At 69.5% G+C, this 15,893-nt stretch carries 16 protein-coding genes and 1 pseudogene; 4 read left to right on the forward strand and 13 right to left on the reverse strand.

Going from position 1 to position 15,893, the window contains the following annotated elements:
* Positions 1-26 precede the first annotated feature (26 nt).
* Genes ABD255_RS36735 through ABD255_RS36745 form a run of 3 tightly spaced genes read right to left on the reverse strand, consistent with a single transcriptional unit; the run spans position 27 to position 1,446 of the window.
* A complete protein-coding gene (locus ABD255_RS36735; RefSeq protein ID WP_344221405.1) occupies positions 27-632 on the reverse strand; it encodes a dihydrofolate reductase family protein in 606 nt (201 codons plus the stop codon).
* Complete coding sequence (locus ABD255_RS36740) at positions 629-1,111, reverse strand: SRPBCC family protein (protein ID WP_344221406.1); 483 nt, start codon at positions 1,109-1,111, stop codon at positions 629-631. The genes ABD255_RS36735 and ABD255_RS36740 overlap by 4 nt, the downstream gene beginning before the upstream one ends.
* A complete protein-coding gene (locus ABD255_RS36745; protein WP_344221407.1) occupies positions 1,108-1,446 on the reverse strand; it encodes an ArsR/SmtB family transcription factor in 339 nt (112 codons plus the stop codon). The genes ABD255_RS36740 and ABD255_RS36745 overlap by 4 nt, the downstream gene beginning before the upstream one ends.
* Before the next feature lie 349 nt (positions 1,447-1,795).
* Here ABD255_RS36745 and ABD255_RS43940 point away from each other — a divergent pair, with 349 nt between their 5' ends.
* The gene (locus ABD255_RS43940; RefSeq protein WP_425554629.1) at positions 1,796-2,278 is read left to right on the forward strand and encodes a Clp protease N-terminal domain-containing protein; all 483 of its coding nucleotides are present in this window, start codon (positions 1,796-1,798) and stop codon (positions 2,276-2,278) included.
* 213 nt (positions 2,279-2,491) lie between these two features.
* On the opposite strand, the pseudogene ABD255_RS36760 reads toward ABD255_RS43940, so the two are convergent.
* The 6 genes and pseudogenes from ABD255_RS36760 to ABD255_RS36785 all read right to left on the reverse strand — a co-directional run.
* Positions 2,492-3,802, reverse strand: a pseudogene (locus ABD255_RS36760) (multicopper oxidase family protein); the annotation flags it as partial.
* Positions 3,799-4,200, reverse strand: coding sequence for a hypothetical protein (locus tag ABD255_RS36765; protein WP_344221408.1), 402 nt, complete (start codon positions 4,198-4,200; stop codon positions 3,799-3,801). The gene ABD255_RS36765 and the pseudogene ABD255_RS36760, both read right to left, overlap by 4 nt.
* Entirely contained in the window at positions 4,197-4,583 is a 387-nt protein-coding gene (locus tag ABD255_RS36770; RefSeq protein WP_344221409.1) for a hypothetical protein, read from the reverse strand. The genes ABD255_RS36765 and ABD255_RS36770 overlap by 4 nt, the downstream gene beginning before the upstream one ends.
* Positions 4,584-4,660: 77 nt before the next feature.
* Positions 4,661-5,005, reverse strand: a complete 345-nt coding sequence (locus tag ABD255_RS36775; RefSeq protein WP_344221410.1) for a hypothetical protein — start codon at positions 5,003-5,005, stop codon at positions 4,661-4,663.
* A gap of 145 nt (positions 5,006-5,150) precedes the next feature.
* The gene (locus tag ABD255_RS36780) at positions 5,151-5,369 is read right to left on the reverse strand and encodes a hypothetical protein (RefSeq protein ID WP_344221411.1); all 219 of its coding nucleotides are present in this window, start codon (positions 5,367-5,369) and stop codon (positions 5,151-5,153) included.
* A gap of 82 nt (positions 5,370-5,451) precedes the next feature.
* Positions 5,452-6,489 carry a LacI family DNA-binding transcriptional regulator gene (locus ABD255_RS36785; protein ID WP_344221412.1) on the reverse strand — a complete coding sequence of 346 codons (1,038 nt, stop codon included), beginning with the start codon at positions 6,487-6,489 and terminating at the stop codon, positions 5,452-5,454.
* Positions 6,490-6,624: 135 nt separating this feature from the next.
* On the opposite strand from ABD255_RS36785, the gene ABD255_RS36790 reads away from it, so the two are divergent.
* Together ABD255_RS36790 and ABD255_RS36795 are read left to right on the forward strand one after the other, a co-directional pair.
* Entirely contained in the window at positions 6,625-7,383 is a 759-nt protein-coding gene (locus tag ABD255_RS36790; protein ID WP_344221413.1) for a copper homeostasis protein CutC, read from the forward strand.
* Positions 7,380-7,661: a DUF4031 domain-containing protein gene (locus tag ABD255_RS36795; RefSeq protein ID WP_344221414.1), complete on the forward strand. Its 282-nt coding sequence runs from the start codon at positions 7,380-7,382 to the stop codon at positions 7,659-7,661. Before ABD255_RS36790 ends, ABD255_RS36795 begins: the two co-directional genes overlap by 4 nt.
* A 53-nt stretch (positions 7,662-7,714) precedes the next feature.
* Here ABD255_RS36795 and tuf read toward each other — a convergent pair whose 3' ends face one another.
* From tuf to ABD255_RS36810, 3 genes are all read right to left on the reverse strand, one after another.
* Positions 7,715-8,902 carry an elongation factor Tu gene (gene tuf, locus ABD255_RS36800; protein WP_344221416.1) on the reverse strand — a complete coding sequence of 396 codons (1,188 nt, stop codon included), beginning with the start codon at positions 8,900-8,902 and terminating at the stop codon, positions 7,715-7,717.
* A gap of 338 nt (positions 8,903-9,240) precedes the next feature.
* On the reverse strand, positions 9,241-10,149 hold the full coding sequence (gene bla, locus ABD255_RS36805) for a class A beta-lactamase (RefSeq protein WP_344221417.1): 909 nt from the start codon (positions 10,147-10,149) through the stop codon (positions 9,241-9,243).
* Positions 10,150-10,164: 15 nt separating this feature from the next.
* The gene (locus ABD255_RS36810; protein ID WP_344221418.1) at positions 10,165-12,546 is read right to left on the reverse strand and encodes a hypothetical protein; all 2,382 of its coding nucleotides are present in this window, start codon (positions 12,544-12,546) and stop codon (positions 10,165-10,167) included.
* 134 nt (positions 12,547-12,680) lie between these two features.
* Here ABD255_RS36810 and ABD255_RS36815 point away from each other — a divergent pair, with 134 nt between their 5' ends.
* Positions 12,681-13,565 (forward strand): Gfo/Idh/MocA family protein, encoded by an 885-nt coding sequence (locus ABD255_RS36815; protein WP_344221419.1) that lies wholly within the window; start codon positions 12,681-12,683, stop codon positions 13,563-13,565.
* A gap of 15 nt (positions 13,566-13,580) precedes the next feature.
* On the opposite strand, the gene ABD255_RS36820 is transcribed toward ABD255_RS36815, so the two are convergent.
* Complete coding sequence (locus tag ABD255_RS36820) at positions 13,581-15,833, reverse strand: outer membrane protein assembly factor BamB family protein (RefSeq protein ID WP_344221420.1); 2,253 nt, start codon at positions 15,831-15,833, stop codon at positions 13,581-13,583.
* Positions 15,834-15,893 lie beyond the last annotated feature (60 nt).

Consider the following 15,893-nt stretch of genomic DNA (forward strand, 5'->3'; position numbering starts at 1 on the left):
TACGCGGTCGCCCTGGATGACCTTGCTCACTTCTTGGCCACCTTGTAGGTGAGGTGCTGGGCGCCAGGTGTCGAGACGACCTCGGTGAACTCCAGCGGGACGGTGGTCCCGGGCTCGGCGGGGAACAACCGAGTACCGCCACCCAGTACTACGGGCGCCACGTGCAGCCGCAGTACGTCGGCCAGGCCCGCGGCGAGGTACTCGTAGCAGGTCTCGCCACCGCCCATCACGACGATCTCCTTGCTGCCGGCAACTTCCTGGGCCTGGGCCAGCGCGCTCTCCGGGCCGTCGGTGACGAAGCGGAAGCGGTCGCCCAGCCGGGTCTTCGCGGGCGGCTGGTGGGTGAGGACGAAGATCGGGGCCTGCGACTCGCCGTCCGGCTTGGCGCCGTAGCCCATCTCCTCGTTCCAGCCGCCCGGTCCGTCCACGACGTCGAACAGGTTGCGGCCCATGATCACCGCGCCGGTCTGCTCGAACGACCTCTCCAGCACGGCCCGGTCCTCGGTGCTGCCCTTCATCACCCAGTCGTGCAACCCCTCGCCGCCGTCGCCCAGTCCGTTGCCGGGACCAGCTGCGGGGCCGGTGACGTAGCCGTCCAGCGACATCGTGATGTCGACCACGACCGCGCTCATGACCGGTCACCCGCGAGCAGTTCGGCGAGCCGGTCCATCGCGTCGCGGATGCCGTACTCCATCCCGCTCTGGACAGCCGCATCCCGGGCCTCGACCGACGGGAACACCGACTGGGTGTGCAGCCGGACGCCGGTGTCGGTCTTCTCGTAGGTGGCCCGCTCCAGGCAGACCTCGCCCGGCGCGCCCTCCCACTCGAAGGTCTGGATCACCCGTGTCTCCGGCTCGACGGAGTGGAAGACGCCGCGGAACGCGTACTCCGCGCCGTCCGGGTCGCGGTGGATGTAGCGGTATCGCCCGCCCGGGCGGACGTCGTACTCCTCGACCCGCATCTCGAGGTTGCGCGGGCCGAGCCACTGGGCGACCAGGTCGGGATCGGTCTGGACCCGGAACAACTGGGCCGGGGTGGCGTCGAAGTCCCGGGTCACCTCGACGAAGGGGGTGCCGGCCTCGGCCTTGATGGTGGTGGGGTTGGTGCTCATCGTTCCTGCTCCTTCACTGTTTCGAGAATGGCGTCGATGCGGCGGAACTGCCGCTCGGAAGCCAGCCGGTACTCGTCGATCCAGCCGGTCAGTGCTTCCAGGGCGGACGGGTTGAGATGACACGGACGGCGCTGCCCGTCGCGGCTGCGGGTGATCAGGCCGGCGGCCTCGAGCACCTGGATGTGCCGCGAGATCGCCTGCTTGGTGATCTCGAACGGCTCGGCCAGTTCGTTCACCGTTGCCTCGCCTCGGGACAGGCGGGCGATCAGGGCCCGGCGGACCGGGTCACCGAGTGCGGTGAAGGCCCGATCGAGTGCCGCGTCGTCAACTGTCATCTTTATCAACCATTCCGTTGATCAACTGTTGTGTTGACTATAAACAGATTCCGCGGCGTGCGGCAAGAGGGGACTTATAGCAACTTTGGTTGACAAGTTCAGAATGTCAACCTAAGTTGCTAAGCATGGAGAAGCTGGTGGAGGTGGACGATCCCGGCGCCGGGCTGGCGGCGGTCGTCGCGTTGCGGCGGCTGGCCGACCGGCTCGAGGACAGCCAGGTGGAGGAAGCGATGCGGGCGGGCTGGAGCTGGTCCGACGTGGCCGAGGTGCTGGGAGTCACCCGGCAGGCCGTGCACAAGAAACACGCCAAGCGGCTGATCGCCGCGGGCGTCGCCCTGAGGAGGCGTTGATGTCGACGAAAGAGAAGGATGTCCGTGCGGTGCTGGTTCACGGTGGTCGCGCCGAGGCGCGGCAGGACGGCTCGGCCGCGATCGAAGCCGAGCACCTGCTGCTCGCGCTCGCGGCGCTGCCGGACAACGCGGTCGCCCGCTTGATGCGGGAGGCCGGCCTGACCCGGGAGGCGATCCGGGCCGCGCTGGATCGCGAATGGGAGCAGAGCCTCGCCGTCGCCGGGATCACCGTCGACGTCGAAACGTTGCCCACAGCAACACCGAACCACGACCGCACCCCGCACATCGGCGAGTCGGCCAAGCTCGTCCTGAAGCGGGCGATGGACAACGCCGCCGAGCGCGGCGGCGGCCGGATCGGCGCATCGAACATCCTGGTCGGCCTCCTGGACACCAAGCTCGGCCGGGTCGCCCGCGCCCTCGACCTCACCGGCATCGACCGACCCACCCTCCGATCCCGCGCCACCGAACACCCCGACGGCTGACCGATTCAGATGGTTTCGAAGGCGGCCATCATGGCCATGTCCTCGTGTTCGAGGTTGTGGCAGTGGATGAGGTATTTGCCCTTGTGGGCTGAGAATTTGACGAGTACGTCGACCACCTCGGCGGGGCGGACGTCGACGGTGTCCTTCCAGCCGAGGTCGGACGGGGCCGGGTTTGGAGCCGCCTCGGCGGAGTACCTGGAAGGGCGCGAGGTGGACGTGCACCGGGTGGTGGACGTCCGTCACGAAGGACCAGATCTCGTACTGATCGAGCTTGACGCTGGCCTGCATCACCTTGGGGTCGAAGGCCTTGCCGTTGATGGTCCAGCCCTGGTGGCCGCCGGCGCTGCCCCGGCTGAAGCGCCACTTCCGGTGAACCAAGCCGTTAGGTTCAGGGACCGTGGCGTAGGTCGAGAGCTTGGCGGGGATGTTGGTGTCGTCGGTGGCCTTGCGGGCAACCTTGAACCGCATCACCTGCCCCGCGCGGCCGCTGTCGAGCTTGTTGACCAAGGTGACCTCGGCACCAGGCTGGTACTGCGAGAAGTCCACGACCACGTCGAATCGCTCGGCCGGGGCAACCACCAGCGAGGTGTGCTCGGCCGGCGAATCGAGGAGTCCGCCGTCGCTGCCGACCTGGATCAGCTTGGCCGGGCCGGGATCGAGAGCGAGTTCGTACCGGCGCGCGTTCGACGCGTTCAGGATGCGGAACCGGTAGCGCACGGCATCCACCTCGAGAACGGGCCAAGGCGCGCCGTTCACCAGGATGACGTCGCCGACAACGCCTTCCATGTACGCCGATTCGACGCCGGGCTCGTCCTTCAACCCCGGGTACAGGAACGACCCGTCGGCCGCGAAGGCGCGATCCGCGATCACCAGCGGAACTTCCCGATCGCCCGCGGGCAAAGGCAGAGCGTCGTCCTCGTCGTCACGAATCAGGTGGAGGCCGAACAACCCGCGATAGACCTGTGGAGCCGTGTAGTCCATCCGGTGGTCGTGGTACCAGAGGGTGGCGGCTCGCTGCGTGTTCGGATACGTGTAGATCCTGCTGCCGGTCTTCACGTCACCCCCGGTCATGCCGGAGTGGCCTGTATGTCCGTGGTGCCCGCCGTTCGGCATCAGGAGATCCAGCGGCCAGCCATCGCTGGCTGCCGGGGTGTGCCCGCCGTGAAGATGAACCACTGTCGGTACGTCGAGTTGGTTGACCTGCTCGATGACAGTGGTTCGTCCGCTGCGTACGTCGAAGGTCGGGCCGGGCAGGAGTCCGTCGTACCCCAGTACTGGGGTTTTGAGGCCCGGCAGGATCTCCAGCGAGGCCTTCTGCTGGACCACGCGGTAGTAGTCGATGCCCCCGGCCGAGCGCAGCGGCTTCTTCACCGGCGGGATCGGCAGCGGCACCTTGAAGGCTTCCGGAAGTGGCGCCTGGCTGCGCAGCAGTTCGGCGGTCTGGCCGGGGGAGGGGTCGAGGCCGCAACCGGTCACGGTCAGCGCGAGGCTCGCTCCCAGGAATCCACGCCGCGACAGCTTCATCTCTTGGCTCCCGAACGGAAGGACCAGATCGTCATCGCGACGACGGTGATCACAATGGCCGTGCCGAGCGGCACATGGACGGCGAAGTTCTCCAGATGGCCGAAGACGAGTTGGACGAACTCGGCGAAGAAGACCGCCGGCGTCACCAGGGCGGGCCACGCGCGGCCGCCGCCGGGACGCCAATAGAGCACGGCGACGACGAACTGGATCATCGAGACCATCCACAGCGTCGAGCCGATCGGGCTGTGGATGTCCATCGCGTCCGACTCGCCGGACAGGAAGTAGCCGGCCAGGATCGGCTGGGCGCAGACCAGACCCGCATGGAGGAGGAGCGTGCCGCGCAGGAACCACAGCGTCACCCGCGGCCGGCGCTGCTTCACCGCGACCGTGACCGTCATGCGGACACCTCGACAGACTCCGTACGGCGAACGCCCGGGCGGCAGGTCCAGACGGCGAACGAGCACGCGATCGCCACGATCGTGATGCCGAGCGGGACGTGCAGGGTGAGCTGCCGGGCGTAGCCCATCCCGATCTGGACTCCCTCGGCGAGCAGCAGCACCAGTGTCACCAGGACGGCCGAGAGGCGACCGCCGGACCGCCACCAGATCGTTGCTGCCAGCAACTGCCCGATCGCCAGGACGGTGAGCCCGAGCCCGATCGGCTCGTGCGCGCGCATCGCGGTGCCGGAGCCGTTCAGGTAGACGCCCGCGATCACGGGTTGCAGGCAGACGGCGACGGCCTGCGCCATTGCGACCACCCGGAGGACCACCAAAGACTTCATGGAGACACACACTAGTAGTGTGTCTACATGTAGCGCGACCGGGTATTCCCTGGGTCAGCCCCGAGGGTTCGCGACGATCAGGTCAGGTGCCCCAGTGGGGAGACGGAGATGCCGGCCCGCTCGCAGACCCAGTGCGGGTCAGGCCCGAGCTCCGGCTCGATCCGTAGCTCGTGGTCGTGCAGGTCGTCGCAGGCGGTGCAGCGCGGCCAGCGGACACCGGAGTCGGCCAAGCGGTCCTGGACGTCCTGCGCGACCAGGCCGGCGATGTGCTCCGCGCCGTCCGGCCACTGGTCCAGCCACCACTGCCGTCCGGCGACGGCGTCCTCCAGTAAAGACACCATGACGGCGTCGTCGAATCCCCGCGCGGACAGGTCGTGGAGCACCTGCGCCCGGGCCGTCAGCAACACGCCTGGCTCAGTCATCGTTGTTCAGAGTGCCAGACGGAACCGACAAAACCCCAAGCCGCGGTGGCTCGGGGTCCTGTCGCCTCGGGAGAGGTCTTGGCGGGGCGGGCGTCGACCGCGCCCCTGGGGATGGTGGTGAGCACCGCGAGGCGGGCTCCATCCGTCAGCTCGTGGTGCAGCCGGGGGCGGGGTCGAGCCGGTCGGCGAGCTTGAGCTCGCGCTCGGCCGCGGTCCGCAGTACCGCGCTGAGGCGGGCGCGGACGGCGACGCCTCGACGCGGCGCGGGCGCCTCGTACGGCTCCTGAGGAGCGTTCGGCAACGCGGACTGGGCGAGGGACCTCGCGGCCTCCACTGCGGTGTTGCCGGCGATGAAGTAAGTCATGGTCGTGCTCCCTTCCGAAGGGCGTGATGATCGGAACCAGCGGCCCGGATGGCCGTCGGCGGTACTTGTTTTCTGTGGGGTCTTAGCGGGGTGCCGGGCCGCTGCTGGAGCGAACGACCAGCTCGGTCGGCATCGTGATCTGGCGCTCGGTCGCGGCCGGGTCGAGCAGCACCCGGCCGACGGCGCGGCCCTTGTCCCGGATCGGCTGGCGGATCGTGGTCAGGCCGGCGGTCTGGGCGGCGGGGATGTCGTCGAAGCCGACCACACTCAGGTCCCGGCCGGGGACCAGGCCGCGGGTCCGCATCGCCTCCATCGCGCCGAGCGCCTGGACGTCGCTCAGTCCGACGATCGCGGTCGGCCGGTCCTGCGAGTCGAGCACCCACTCGGCCGCGATCAGGCCCGAACTGAACGCGTTGTGGCCGCCCGAGACGAGCCTGATCCGCGCGTCCGGCATCTCCTTCTGCAAGCCGCGGATCCGCAGTTCGCAGTCGGTGTAGCCGACCTCGTCGAGCGACAGTTCCACCGGCTGGGTGCCGGCCGCCTCGGCGTTGTCGACCAGCACGACGACCTCGCGGTGACCGAGCCTGGCCAGGTGCGCGCCGAGCTTGGCGGCCGCCTCGACCTCGTCGATCGCGACCCAGGACAGGTCCGGGTGGTCGCCGCGGTCGGTGGAGACCATCGGGATGCCGCGGTTCTTCAGCGTCTCCAGTGCCGGGTGGCCACCGGCGACGCAGAAGATCGCGGCCGCGTCGATCGCGGCCTGCTGCACCGCGTTCGTCCCGCCCTGGATGTCGGTGGAGCTGAGCGGCATCAGCAGCAGGCTGGTGGCGAACTCCTCGGCCACCTCGGCCAGCCCGGCCAGGAAGCCGACCGCGTACGGATCGGAGAAGGCGTAGGCGAGCTTGTCGGTGAACAGCACGCCGACCGAACCCGCCTTGCCGCTGCGCAGTGCGCGGGCGGAGGCGTCGGGGCCGGCGTAGCCGAGCTCCTGGGCCGTGCTCAGGATCCGCTCGCGCAGCGCGGCGGACAGTTGGTCGGGCTTGTTGTAGGCGTTGGAGACGGTCGACGGCGACACCCCGGCGGCCTGCGCGACGGTCTTGATGGTGACTCTCGGCGACATCCTCCGCACCTCTCTTCGGCAGTCTTCTGTATCGTTCTTCTAAATCGTTCTAGAAAAACGTTACAGAAGACCTCGGCGGAGTGCAAGAGGATTACCGGAGGAGTTTTGCCGGGCCGATGAAGGATGATGAGGCGCATGGGTTCGTTGCTGGAGGTCATCGCCTTGCATCCGGCGGACGCGGAGGCGGCGCAGGAGGGTGGAGCGGACCGGCTGGAGTTGTGCGCGTCGATGGAGGCCGACGGGCTGTGCCCCTCGGTGTCGACGGTCAGCGCCGTCCGCCGGGTGACCGACCTCCCGCTCCGGGTGATGCTGCGGCTGTCCGATTCCTTCACCACCAACGGTGCCGAGCTGAACCGGCTGACGGCGATGGCGCAGTCCTACCTGTCGGCCGGGGCGGACGGCTTCGTGTTCGGGTTCCTGACGGCGGACAGCGAGGTGGACGCCGAGTCGACCGCCGCGCTGGCGAGCACCTTCGGCGGGACTCCGTGGACGTTCCACCGGGCTGTCGACGCCGTGCTCGAGCAGCAGCGGGCCTGGCGCGCGTTGCGGAGCCTGCCGGGGCTGGACTGCGTGCTGACGGCAGGTTCGTCCCTCGGCGTCGGGCACGGCCTGGACGACCTGCTCAAGCTGGCCAAGGACGACCCGCAGGTCGCGAAGGTGATGATGGCCGGTGGCTCGCTGCAGCCCGAGCATGTGCCCTGGCTGTACGGCGCCGGAGTACGGCGGTTCCATGTCGGGTCGTCGGTGCGGCAGGACGGGTCCTGGACGAAGGCCTACGTGAACGCCCGGTTCGTCCGCGCCTGGCGCAACCTGCTGGACGCCCAGGACGAGAAGGCGCAGAACCAGCAGGCCCAGGACCAGAAGGCTCAGGACGAGAAGGGGCCGGGCGCGTGATCCTGATCGACCCGCCCGCCTGGCCGGCCTGGGACAGGATCTGGTCGCACCTGGCCAGCGACGTCTCGTACGACGAACTGCACGAGTTCGCCCGCAAGGCCGGCATCCCCGCGCGCGGCTTCGACCGCGACCACTACGACGTACCCTCCGACCAGTACGACGCGCTGATCGCCGCCGGCGCGGTCGCGGTCTCCAGCCGGACCCTGGTCCGCCGCCTGGTCGAGTCCGGCCTCCGGCATCGCAAAGGCGCGACCGGCCCTCTTCACCGGCAGGCATAGCTCCCCGCCAACGCAAAGATGCCCCGGGCAACTATGCCCGAGGCACCTTCACTTCAGTCGAGCAGTTCGCTCACCGTGCCGGCGGCGACGGTGTGGCCGCCCTCGCGAACGGCGAAGCCGAGGCCGACCGTCATCGCGACCGCCTTCTCCAGTTCCACCCCCAGCTCGATCGTGTCACCGGGCATCACCAGGGCGATCTCGCCCAGGTCGATGCCACCCGACACGTCCGTGGTCCGGAAGTAGAACTGCGGCCGGTAGTCCGCGGCGAACGGCGTGTGCCGGCCACCCTCGGCGGTCGACAGCGCGTGCAGTTGCGCCCGGAACTTCCGGTGCGGCCGCACACTGCCCGGCAGCGCCACCACCTGGCCGCGACGGACCTCGTCGCGCTTGACCCCACGCAGCAGCACGGCCGCGTTGTCGCCCGCCTCCGCGGCCTCCAACGACTTGCCGAACGTCTCCAGCCCGATCGCCGTACTGGTGACGGTCGGGCCGAGGCCGACCACCTCGACGGTGTCACCGAGGCGGAGCGAGCCCTGCTCGACCGCGCCGGTCACGACGGTGCCGCGGCCGCTGATGGTGAGCACGTTCTCGATCGGCATCAGGAACGGCTCGCCCAGTTCACGCTCCGGCACCGGCACGTACTCGTCGACAGCGTCGAGCAGCGCACCGATCGAAGCGGTCCACTCGGGGTCTCCCTCGAGCGCCCGCAGCCCGGAGACGCGCACCACCGGCACCTCGTCGCCGGGGAAGCCGTACTCCGACAGGAGTTCGCGGACCTCGAGCTCGACCAGGTCGAGCAGTTCGGGGTCGTCGACGGCGTCCGCCTTGTTCAGCGCGACCACCAGGTACGGCACGCCCACCCGTTGCGCGAGCAGCACATGCTCCCGTGTCTGCGGCATGGCGCCGTCCTGCGCCGACACGACCAGGATCGCGGCGTCCACCTGGGCGGCACCGGTGATCATGTTCTTGACGTAGTCGGCGTGCCCCGGCATGTCCACGTGCGCGTAGTGCCGGTTGGCGGTCTCGTACTCGACGTGCGAGATGTTGATGGTGATCCCGCGCTGGACCTCCTCCGGCGCCCGGTCGATCCCGTCGAACGCCACGAACGAGTTGAGGTTCGGGTAGCGCTCGGCGAGCACCTTGGTGATCGCGGCGGTCAGCGTGGTCTTGCCATGGTCGACGTGACCCATGGTGCCGATGTTGAGGTGCGGCTTGGTCCGCACGAACTGGCTCTTGGCCATGATTTTCCTTTACTGGTCAGAAGATTGAGAAGAGCCAGGACCCCAGGGCCCCACCTTCCGACACAGCTGTGACAGCGGTCGGAGGGGGCCGGTTCTCGAGCCACCCTCCTCCGCGGGTCCTGCTTCAGCAGGAGGAGGGTCGGCTTCGCGCGCCGGTGTGCAGAGCTGAATCCTCTGACGTCCACGCGGCAGCGCCCGTCAGGCACAGGCCTGACAGGTCGGCAGCTGAATCCACGCGGAACATGACCATCACGGTAGGGATCAACGCTGCCATGGGCAACGGAATTCCCTGGCTCAGCTTCTCCGTGGCGTAGCGCGGCGCCGGTCGTCGCAGGTGATCAGATCAGCGCGTCGAGGGCGATCTTGGTCGCCTCCGCCAACAGCGCGTCATCGCGTTCGGCGTTCTTGACGCCCTTCGAGGACATGACGGCGAGCACGATCGGGGCGCGGTTCGGGGGCCAGAGGACGGCGATGTCGTTGCGGCCGCCGTAGCCCGCGGAGCCGGTCTTGTCGCCGACCTTCCAGCCGGCCGGGACACCGGCACGGATGACCTTGTCGCCGGTGGTGTTGCGCTGTAGCCAGTCGACGAGCACCGCACGGCCGGCGGGCGGGAGGGCAGCGCCGAGCGTCAACGTCTGCAGGGTGGTGGCCATCGCCCGCGGGGTGGAGGTGTCGCGGAGATCGCCCGGCTTACCTTCGCTCAGTTCCGTCTCGATGCGGTCCAGACGGATGACCTCGTCGCCGAGTTTCCGTAGGCCTGCCTGCAGTCCCCGCGGCCCGCCGAGCTCCTCCAGCATCAGGTTGGCCGCGGCATTGTCGCTGTAGCGGACCGCGGCGTCGCAGAGTTGCCTCAAGGTCATGCCGGTCGCGACGTGCTTCTCGGTGATGGGGGAGTTGGCGATGAGGTCGGCCCGGGAGTAGCGGATCAACTTGTCCAGGTCCTTGCCCTCAGCGAGCAGTACGCCGGCGGCCAGGGCCTTGAAGGTGGAGGCGAAGGCGAAGCGTTCGTCGGCGCGGTTGGTGACGGTGCGGCGGGTGCCGGTGTCGTAGGCGAAGACCCCGAGGCGGGCGGCGAACCGCTTCTCCAGCTGGCTGAAGTCCGCCACCTGCGGGGCCGGCGTCGGCGTAAGTGTGGGAGTAGGCGTGGGGGCGGCGGGGGAGGCGGACGGCCCGACCACGTCGGGATCAGAGCACGAGGAACTGGTCAGAAGCAGGACGGTGAGGGCGGCAAGGAGGGCTCGTCGCATGCGCCCGAGGCTAGTTCAGTTGAGGGCGAAGAGCCGGGAGCCGTCGCTGAAGATCGGGCGGCCGCTGGCCACTGTCACCGCGGGCTTGTCGCAGGTGACGCTCTTGGTCTCGGCGATCGAGGCCGCGGTCGGGCCGGCGACGAGGGGGCGCGGCTGAATGCCGGTGGTGCCGATCATGACGGGGGAGCAACTGCCATCGTCCTGCGGCATCAGTGTGATGACTCGGCCGTCCGGAAGCAGACCGAAGCCGTCCCGGGGGAATTCGGGCTGCTCCAGCTTCGGCGGCACCGGCAGCAAGTGGTGCCACTGCGGCGTGCCGTCCGCCGGACTTGCGGCGGCTACGTCGTACATCGGGTCCTCGCCCGGCTCGCTGCTCGTCCGGCAGGTCACCAGGACCAGTGAGGCATGCGTCGCCGCGAGCTGCGCGTCACAGGCCGACTTGCCGAGCCGCGGGCGCGGAGTACCGGGCACTGGGGTGGTCCAGAGGATGCGGCCTGCCCCGGCGTCTACTGACCACTGGTGGAGCGTGCCGCCGGCTGCGCCCGTCCAGATCAGGCCCGAGACCTCTCGGGTGTCCGGGATTGCCACGAGTTCACCGATCCAGGTCGACGGGTCGAGCTCCGCGCTCAGCTCGAACTTGACGCCAAGGTTGGCCTCCCAGCGCTGGTCGCCGTCAGCGACGTCGAGACCACGGACGATCGCGCTGTCACCGCCACAGGCATCCACCACGACGGCCTGGTCACCCAGCAGCACGCCCTGGGTCACCGCGCACTTCACCTGCGCTCGCCAGTGAGTGGGACGACTGACGCCGTGCGCCACGACGTACCGGTCCTCGGCGACGAGGAGTTGGTTCGCGTCGACCGCGAGAGCTGTCCCGTCGGTGTGGACCTCGGTGAGTACCCGTCCGCTCTCCGCATCCAGTACTGCGTACGTCGGCAGGTCGATCCCCCGAGGCGCGTGGTTACCGTCGTACGGGAGGTGGGCGGCGAGCGTCCGGCCGTCACTCGAAACCAGCAGCCCTTGGGAGCCCCTGGCGGCCGCCTGGTCGACGTCGGCCCGGGAGTAGCGCCACCGGATCTGCCCAGTAGTCGCGTCGGACATCACCACGCCGTCGGATCGGAGCTCGGCGACACCGCCCGCGGTACCGGCGATTGCACCCGTCGCGGGGACCTCGCGGCTCCAGGCGACGCTGCCGTCCAGCTGAACCGGCCCTACTGCGGGGGGCATGGTCGCGGTGGTGCTCACGGTATTGGCGGTCTCCAGCCGGGCCTGCACGAAGGGCTCGCCGGCGGACACCACGACCCAGGCAAGCAGCGACGCGCACACCACGGTCACGCCCACGCTCAACGCTCGCGGTGGCGCCAGCGCGTACGGCGGTGCGAGCCGTAGGCGGCGGGCCAGCGCGAGCAGTACTCCAGCGAGCAGCAGCGCGACAGAGGCGAGCATGAGGTACGGCCAGCGCTCGCTCATCGCGGCACCGGGTTGGGCCGCCGGCCACTGCCACCAGCAGATGCCGATGGCTGCCAGTCCGACTACAGCGAAGATGATCGCCGGGATCGTGACCAGCCGGGGCCGGGTGCGTCTGAACCAAGCACACGTCAGCCCGGCGGCAACCGCGGTACCGGCGATCGGGGCCCACACCGGGTACCCGTTCACCTCGTCGGGGGAGGCAGGCCAGCGCGCGGCGGCACCGAGTCCTCGGCCGAGCAGTACGGAGGCAGCGACAACTACACCCAGGGCTGCGCCCAGGTAGATCATCGGGATCAGTCCGGCGATCGGGCGGGCCGCCTTCGGGGCCCACTGCTTCAGTTCGCGCTGGAGGTTCTCGCGGGCCGGCTGCTCCCACTGCTCGTGGCCGCGGCTGGTGGCGTACAGGGAGGTCTCGGCGAGTCCCTGGAGGAAGGTCATCCGGCCGCGAGCGAAGTCGCGGTCGTCGATGTGCGCGTACTCCTGGCGGATGCCGGCGGCGTACTCGTCGTACCGGTCTGCGGCCAGGCTGAGGATGCGCAGGTCGGCGTCGCACAGGACGGCCCCGTTCGCGTCCTCCGGGTCGCAGTCGTGCTTGGCGGTGAGCCGGATCAGCCGGCCGATCTCGGCGACCCGGGCGGCGTCGACGCCGTACGCGGACAGCTCCAGCTCGGCGAGCTGGGCCGAGACCTCTTCGTTCTCCCCGGGCTCGGCCTGCGGGTCGTAGATCGCGTCGTGGAACCAGGCGGCCAGCCGGACCGTGTCGGCGTCGTCGGCCAGATCGGCCAGCTCGTCGATGGTCTGCAACAGCTCCGTCAGGTGCCGCTGGTCGTGATAGTGGCGATGTTGCTCTGCGTAACGAGCCAGCAGATCATCGCCCAGCGGCTGCGCGTGCGGCAGCAGGCGATTCCACTGGTCGCGCAGGTCCATGGCCGTGAGTCTCGCACCCGGTGGCGGCCCGGGCCGACCGATCCAGGGCTCCCGGTTAGGGTCGTGGCCAAAGCGATATCGGCTCGTCACCTGACCGGTGCGGTGGGGTGGGCCTTGTCACAGATGGAGGACACATGCGCTTCGGCTTGGTCGGGACCGGTCCGTGGGCCCATCTCACTCACGGGCCGGGGCTGCGGGCCGCCGAAGGAGTCGAACTCGTCGGCGTCTGGGGGCGGGACGCGGGCAGGACCGAGGCGCTGGCCACCAACCTCGAGGTGACCCCGTACGCCGACTACGCGGAGTTACTCGCCGATGTCGACGCGGTCGCTTTCGCCGTACCGCCGAAGGTGCAGGCCGCGATGGCGCTCGATGCCGCTGCCGTCGGCAAGCATCTGCTCCTGGACAAGCCGGTCGCGGACTCCCTCGACGACGCCCGGGCGCTGGCCGACGAGGTGACCAACGAAGGGATCGCCTCGGTGGTCTTCTTCACCGGCCGGTTCGAGCCGAGGACGCGGGCCTTCTTCGACCAGATCGCGGCCACCGGTGGGTGGAAGGGCGGCTGGTCGCGGATGCTGGCCTCGCTCGATGCCCCCGGCAACCCGTTCAGCGAGTCGCCGTGGCGGCGGGAGCAGCGGGGCGCGCTGTGGGACGTCGGTCCGCACGCGCTGTCCAACCTGAGCGCGTTGCTTGGGCCGATCGGGGAGATCCGGGCGGTCGGCGGCGAAGGTGATCTGGTCCATCTGGTGCTCACTCACGAGTCGGGCGCTACCAGCACGGCGAGCCTGGCGTTGTTCGCGCCGCCCGAGGGCAGCAACTTCGAGACCGGCATCTGGGGAGAGACCGGTACTGCGCTGCTGCCGCCATCGGAGACGCCGGCGGTCGAGTCCTATCAACTGGCAGCCAAGGAGTTGGTCGAGGCAGCCGAGTCTGGTGAGTCGCACCCGGTGGACGTGGTCTTCGGTACCCGCGTAGTGGAGCTACTGGCCTCGGCCGAGCAGCAGCTCACCGCAGCGCGATGACGCCGGCGGAGCAGCTCAGCGTAAGGCGATGACGGAGCCGGGGCCGGAGGTCAGGACGAGGTTGCCGATGGCTACGGCGTCGCGGCTGCAGGAGATGGCGGTGGGCAGCCGGACCTGACGGAAGCCGGTCTTGCTGATCACGTTCGCCCAGCAGCCGTCGGAGCCCCGGGCGAGTGACACGACCCGGCCGTCGCTGGTGACGGTGACCCGGGCGCGTGCGCTGACGGGCGCGGTGGTCTGCCAGGCGGTCTGGCCGGTCACCGCGTCGATGGCGGTGACGATCGTCCGGCTCGGCTGCGATCCCGGACAGTCGACGACCACCAGGAACCGGCCGGCCGAATTGAGCAGCGTCCGGCAGGACCAGTCCCGTGGTACCGGCCACCGCCACTTGGTCTCACCGGTACGCGGCTCGATCCCGACCAGCGCCGCCGGTACGTCGGAATCGCCGCCGGGCTCAGCCACCACGACGAGGCCGCCCACGACGATCGGCCGGCGGAACATGTCGGTCGGCGCCTTCGTCCACAGCTTCTTGCCGCTGACCAGGTCCAGCCCGGCCATCTCGTCCGGCTCGTCGCCGCAGTTGTGTCCCAGGAACGCGACCACGGTGTTCGTGGTCGCGACCGCGCCGATGTCGGTGCAGCGGCCCGGCTCGAAGGTCCACCGGGTGGTGCCGTCGGGGTCGACACCGTGCAGCTTGTCGGAGCCGCGCGCGACCTCTTCACCGGTCAGCAGCGGATCGGCCTGCTGGATGCTGTGCTGGCGGGTGTCACCCGGCCAGGCGGCCTTGCGCTTGCCCGTGTCCGCGTCGAGCAGGACGTAGCCGACGTCTGCGAACTCGGCGAGCACGTAGTCGCCGTTGTCGGTGGCGACGATGTCCGGCTTCTCGTCCGAGTCCGACCTGCTGTAGCGCCAGCGGAGTTCGCCGGTCGCCGCGTCGAGCATCTCGACCACGCCGGTCTGCCGCGGGATGGCGATGCCGTACTTCGTACCGACCGCCTCCTCCGCACCCGCGCCCGACAACGTGCGGCTGATCCAGGCGACACCCCCGTCCAGCGCGGACTGCGGCCGCTCGCCTGCTGGTTCGCGTGCACCTTCCACCCGTTCGTTGGAGCTGAGCACGTAGCCCCTGGCCAGCGGTTGCACGATCAGCAGGAGGGCCAGCGCGATCACCCCGGGCACTGCGAGCCACGCCAACTGCTGGCCCAAGTTCCTCGAGGGGAGGAACCGGGCGGTCCTGGTGCGCAGGAGGGACGCTGCAAGCGCCGCAGTACCGGCGGTTAGGAGGAGTAGTAGGGCAGAGATCATCAGGGGGACCCGGAGGCCCACACCAACGGCTGGGTTCGTTACCGGGACTCGCGCCCAGGCCACCAGCAGTCCTGTGACAGCCACGGCTACTACGGCACCCGAGATCAGCCTTGCTCGTTGGCTGGAGCTCCTGGCGCTCCGGAACAGTAGTGGGGCGCTGAAGAACGCCACTGCGGCCAGGACGACCGGTGGCCAGCCTGGCTCGGGCTCGATGGTCGGGACCTGCCAGGAGGCCCCCGATGCGGCGATGGAGACGAGGGCGGCTGCGATCGCGCCGAAGGTCGAGGTCGCGGCCAGTGCGGCTTGCTGCCAGCCGCGCCAGGGAGCCGGGAGTTCCTTGTCGAGTCCGGCGAGCTCTGCCTCCAGGTTGGCGCGAGCGGCTGTGCCCATGCGCTGCCGAGCCAGCTGAGTTCGGTAGAGATGCCCGTCGAGCAGGTGGCTCACTTCGTCGTACCGGCGCTCTACCGCGGTTGCGCGGTCGCCCGCGTCCCGGCGTACTTCGGACGCGTGGGCGGCGTAGCGAACCGGAGCAGCCGCGAGTACTGCGTTGACCGCGTCCAGCAGGACGTCGCCGTTCGCGTCGCGCCGGGGTGGTGCGTAGGAATCCGTCGGGGGAGTCGTCAGCTCACCGGTGAGGCGGATCAGCCGAGCCACTTCGGCGATGCGGATCGGGTCGACGCCGTACGTGGGCAGGGTCCGTTCGGCCAACCGGGCCGACGATTCCGCGTCCTCGGCGGGGCCACCGCCCGGCTCGTGCACGGCCCGATGGAACCAGGCGGCCAGCCGGACCGAGGTGGGATCCGTGCTGAGCTGGATCAACTGGTCGAGTGCCGTGAGCACGATGTCGAGGTACTGGTCGCGGTAGGCGCGCCGGGTTCGCTCGACGTACCTGGCGACCAGTTCGTCGGCCAACGGTGTCGAGCCCGGGAGCAGCTCGTTCCACCGTTCGCGCAGGGCTACCACTGCCACAGTGTGCCAGTCAGACCGCAACGACCGCCGCTCGATCTGGACACCGAACACTTG

The sequence above is a fragment of the Kribbella sancticallisti genome (genome assembly GCF_039530625.1).
In the GTDB taxonomy this organism is placed as follows: domain Bacteria; phylum Actinomycetota; class Actinomycetes; order Propionibacteriales; family Kribbellaceae; genus Kribbella; species Kribbella sancticallisti.

Excerpts from the sequence above, each read along its gene's own strand:
- ABD255_RS36735 (WP_344221405.1), bottom strand. The coding sequence starts at position 632 with ATGAGCGCGGTCGTGGTCGACATCACGATGTCGCTGGACGGCTACGTC.
- ABD255_RS36740 (WP_344221406.1), bottom strand. The coding sequence starts at position 1,111 with ATGAGCACCAACCCCACCACCATCAAGGCCGAGGCCGGCACCCCCTTC.
- ABD255_RS36745 (WP_344221407.1), bottom strand. The coding sequence starts at position 1,446 with ATGACAGTTGACGACGCGGCACTCGATCGGGCCTTCACCGCACTCGGT.
- ABD255_RS43940 (WP_425554629.1), top strand. The coding sequence starts at position 1,796 with ATGTCGACGAAAGAGAAGGATGTCCGTGCGGTGCTGGTTCACGGTGGT.
- ABD255_RS36765 (WP_344221408.1), bottom strand. The coding sequence starts at position 4,200 with ATGACGGTCACGGTCGCGGTGAAGCAGCGCCGGCCGCGGGTGACGCTG.
- ABD255_RS36770 (WP_344221409.1), bottom strand. The coding sequence starts at position 4,583 with ATGAAGTCTTTGGTGGTCCTCCGGGTGGTCGCAATGGCGCAGGCCGTC.
- ABD255_RS36775 (WP_344221410.1), bottom strand. The coding sequence starts at position 5,005 with ATGACTGAGCCAGGCGTGTTGCTGACGGCCCGGGCGCAGGTGCTCCAC.
- ABD255_RS36780 (WP_344221411.1), bottom strand. The coding sequence starts at position 5,369 with ATGACTTACTTCATCGCCGGCAACACCGCAGTGGAGGCCGCGAGGTCC.
- ABD255_RS36785 (WP_344221412.1), bottom strand. The coding sequence starts at position 6,489 with ATGTCGCCGAGAGTCACCATCAAGACCGTCGCGCAGGCCGCCGGGGTG.
- ABD255_RS36790 (WP_344221413.1), top strand. The coding sequence starts at position 6,625 with ATGGGTTCGTTGCTGGAGGTCATCGCCTTGCATCCGGCGGACGCGGAG.
- tuf (WP_344221416.1), bottom strand. The coding sequence starts at position 8,902 with ATGGCCAAGAGCCAGTTCGTGCGGACCAAGCCGCACCTCAACATCGGC.
- bla (WP_344221417.1), bottom strand. The coding sequence starts at position 10,149 with ATGCGACGAGCCCTCCTTGCCGCCCTCACCGTCCTGCTTCTGACCAGT.
- ABD255_RS36810 (WP_344221418.1), bottom strand. The coding sequence starts at position 12,546 with ATGGACCTGCGCGACCAGTGGAATCGCCTGCTGCCGCACGCGCAGCCG.
- ABD255_RS36815 (WP_344221419.1), top strand. The coding sequence starts at position 12,681 with ATGCGCTTCGGCTTGGTCGGGACCGGTCCGTGGGCCCATCTCACTCAC.